The sequence below is a fragment of the Campylobacter sp. RM19073 genome, assembly GCF_024723495.1.
GTDB lineage: Bacteria > Campylobacterota > Campylobacteria > Campylobacterales > Campylobacteraceae > Campylobacter > Campylobacter porcelli.
In genome coordinates this window covers 1-3,202 of the sequence record NZ_JANQCT010000045.1, presented here as the reverse complement: position 1 = coordinate 3,202, position 3,202 = coordinate 1, and the positions used below count along the sequence as shown (strand labels likewise).

At 36.8% G+C, this 3,202-nt stretch carries 3 protein-coding genes; all 3 read right to left on the bottom strand.

Going from position 1 to position 3,202, the window contains the following annotated elements; genetic code table 11:
* Positions 1 to 272: 272 nt before the first annotated feature.
* The 3 genes from CSUIS19073_RS08050 to CSUIS19073_RS08040 all read right to left on the bottom strand — a co-directional run bounded on the left by CSUIS19073_RS08050 (position 273) and on the right by CSUIS19073_RS08040 (position 2,900).
* Entirely contained in the window at positions 273 to 1,394 is a 1,122-nt protein-coding gene (locus tag CSUIS19073_RS08050; RefSeq protein ID WP_236845309.1) for a terminase large subunit domain-containing protein, read from the bottom strand.
* A 115-nt stretch (positions 1,395 to 1,509) separates the two neighbouring features.
* A complete protein-coding gene (locus CSUIS19073_RS08045; protein WP_086237655.1) occupies positions 1,510 to 1,842 on the bottom strand; it encodes a transposase in 333 nt (110 codons plus the stop codon).
* Positions 1,842 to 2,900: a phage portal protein gene (locus CSUIS19073_RS08040; protein WP_086237654.1), complete on the bottom strand. Its 1,059-nt coding sequence runs from the start codon at positions 2,898 to 2,900 to the stop codon at positions 1,842 to 1,844. Before CSUIS19073_RS08040 ends, CSUIS19073_RS08045 begins: the two co-directional genes overlap by 1 nt.
* Positions 2,901 to 3,202: the final 302 nt, after the last annotated feature.

Genomic DNA, 3,202 nt, shown 5'->3' with positions numbered 1-3,202 from the left:
GGGGTTGTTAAGGGGGAAGGGGTAGCGTCTGCCAAAAAGCGTCCCCCTTCCCACTTAAAAAGAAAAAGAATTTCTTTGATATCAAAGTTTTTATTTTTTTCTTTAAGGGACAGGGGAAACTATAATTTGAAAGCCAAAACAGTTTCCCCTATCCCTTAAGATCCCAACCCCTTCCCAGTTTGGCATTTTTATTTTATGAAAGCCTACGGCTTTACTAAGCCTTTCAAGGTTGCTGAGCTAAAGCTCAGATTTTAATAAGGGCAACCCTATATTTATATAATCAATGCTCCGCCGCCTTTTTTGCTTCTTACTATGCTAATGTGAGATAGGGCTAATGCTAAAGCCCAAAATCTATCAGCGTGTCCGTATTCATTTCTTTTAGCATCGTATTTAAAGCTTTTAGCCCCTATAGTTCGCTTTATAGCGTGGATATCAGCTATTAAAAGTGGATCATTTGGTATCTTGATGAGCTTATCTTCAAAGGCTTTTTTTAAATTTAGCGCCATCTCTTCTTTTCTAGTGTTAGAAAACCACACGCCACTTACTCTACTTTTAAATTTACTATGCATATTCTCAGCTAAATTCATACCAATACCAGTTTTGTCTATCTTTAAAACGCTAAGCGGATATGTCTTTAAAAAGGCATTTAAATGCTCTTTTTGCTCTTCAAATTTAGCCTTAGCTAGCACATCCATCATAGCAGTTTTATACACTCCATTTTCTAAGATAACTCCAGCTAAGGTTGAGCGGTCATTTACCCTACCTACATCAAATCCAGCATAAATTGTCTCACTACTTTTTGGCGTGAAGTAAGCGGCTTTGTCATCTACGCAAGATTTTATAAGCGATATTGAGAGCAGACTACTCTCATCATCTACAAACTGACACTCATAAGCAGAGGCCCAAGTATCAGCATCAAAGAGATCTCTCATAGTCTCAAGATCAAAGTCTAGCCCATCATCTATAGCTCTATAGATATTTACGCAAAAGCGTTTAAACATATAGTATTTGCTCTCATCACTGTAAAGCTCATGAAAAAGGCTATGCTCTTCAAATGGCGTTGAAAGTATGGTTAATCGGCCTTTTATAGCTCCGATACTAGGGACAAATGCGTGCCAAATTCTCTTAGGATTTGGATACCAGGCAAACTCATCCATCCAGATATCACCTGTAAAGCCTTGGACGGTGCGAAAGTTATTAGCTAGAGATTTTATATATGCGCCGTTATCCAGCACTACTTCGTGTTCGCTATCTTTAGCAAAATTTATGCCATACTCCTTAGCCCAGCTTCGCATATATCTCATCAAGATTAAAGCTTGTTCTTCACTAGCAGATAAAAATAGCTGATTACGCCCAGCTACTGCGCCAATTAGTGCATCCAGCTGAGCTAACATAAGAAAAGCCTATTTGGCGGCTTTTTAGCACTATTCTGAAAGTATCATTTGAGTTTAAAAATTCACGCTGGTAGTTAAAAAGACCGCCATGGTCTAAAATGCGTTTTTTAGCTCATTAGCAGTTGGTGAGTTCATATTTATAACTTGGGCGTGGTTTTATGCTTTTTACCTTTTTTACGCCATTTTCAAGCTTAGCTAAAGCAGAAACTAGCTCACTCATCATTACAACTTCATCGGTTGATGGGTTAGGCTTTTTGCTTAGCTCTCCAATTTTGGCTTTAGTAAATTTAATAGCATTTTCTATGCTAAAATTCTCTTTTTCATAAGCCTTTAGCCAATTAGCTAGTGTGGGGCGGCTACAGCCAGTTTGCTTACTAAGCGCTAGAGCCGAAACACCACTTTTGAGCAAATTTACGCACTCTTCTTTAAACTCTTTAGTATATTTCATTATTGTCCTTTTAAGCTCTTTTGCCAGCCTAGGATCTCTCTAGCTTCATGGACGCTTATGATACCGCTATTTATTAGATTAGTTACTATTTCGCCATCATCTTTAAAGTTAGTTACATCAATTGGTTTAAGCCTTAGCTTTATATTGATACTATCAAAAAAACTCTCTATAAGCTCAATTTTTGGCTTTATCTCTATCTCGTTAAACTGATGAAGTTGTCCTATAAGTTCACCGCTTCCCCCAAGAGCTGAGCTTTCAGTAATGCCTAAAAGCCTTGGCGGTAAGCCGTGAGCCGCTACTATCTCATCACGAGCTACTTTTTTAAGCTTCTCAAAGCTAATATCTTCTATATTTCCAAGCTTCTCAAAGCGAATTTTTGCATCTTTATCATCTATATCATTGCCAAATAAAACTAGAGTATTATGTGAGTTTTGATAGCCTTTAAATGAGTTTCCAAAGAAATCTTTAAAGGCATTTAGCTGCTCTTGTGAAGGCTCGGCATTTTCATATATGATAGCCATATCTGGTCTAGCCCCATTGTCAAAAAACTTCTCATTGTAAATATCAGCTTTTTGATTTAGCATAATCTGCTTAAGTGTAGCTAAATAATCAGGCTCACCATAGTAGTGGCTTTTGGGGCTATAGTATTTAAGGACAAATCCATCTAGCTTTTTAACTTCACTATTTAAAACTTGGAAAATTTCGCCCTGCTTGCCAAGCCTTAGTTTATTGCCTTTTATATTATACATATAAAAGCTATTTTTATTCCCAGCACTCTCAATCCCAGCATTTCCGTATAGCTCTAAATTTAGAGTAAAAACTTTTAAAAAGTATTTTGGGCTTATACCACCTGGTAGAAATTTATCTATATTACTCTTTTCTATCTCTATTTGAGAGAGTAAATTTGATTTTATTCTTATGCTTCTTGCGTGATAAACATTTGCGTAATATAGATCTAAAAGCATATCAAAATCACAAAACGGATTTATATACTCATCACTCATGTTATCATCTAGTAGTTGCTTACTATCAAAGCTACTTTTATATACAAGTTTCATTTATATCCTTTTTAATTATTTTTAACTACTTTTTACTTCGCTAGAGCCAAGCTAGTCTTTGCGACCAAAGGTGAGCCTTTCACAGAAACCTCGGCTAAAGCCGTCGCATTCGCTGGTTTTGGAAACCCCTAAAGTCCCCGCAGGCGGGGTACCCCATTTATGAGGACTTTCTCAAAGAGAGTGCAAAGCACAAGAGTGTTTGGTTCTTTAGCACGGATTTTGGTTTTTATTCCAAATTTTCGCCAAAAACTCCTTCGAGTTTTTTGTTGCGAAAATTTTGTGCGTTAAAAGAACATAGAGAT

Excerpts from the sequence above, each read along its gene's own strand:
- CSUIS19073_RS08050 (WP_236845309.1), bottom strand. The coding sequence starts at position 1,394 with ATGTTAGCTCAGCTGGATGCACTAATTGGCGCAGTAGCTGGGCGTAAT.
- CSUIS19073_RS08045 (WP_086237655.1), bottom strand. The coding sequence starts at position 1,842 with ATGAAATATACTAAAGAGTTTAAAGAAGAGTGCGTAAATTTGCTCAAA.
- CSUIS19073_RS08040 (WP_086237654.1), bottom strand. The coding sequence starts at position 2,900 with ATGAAACTTGTATATAAAAGTAGCTTTGATAGTAAGCAACTACTAGAT.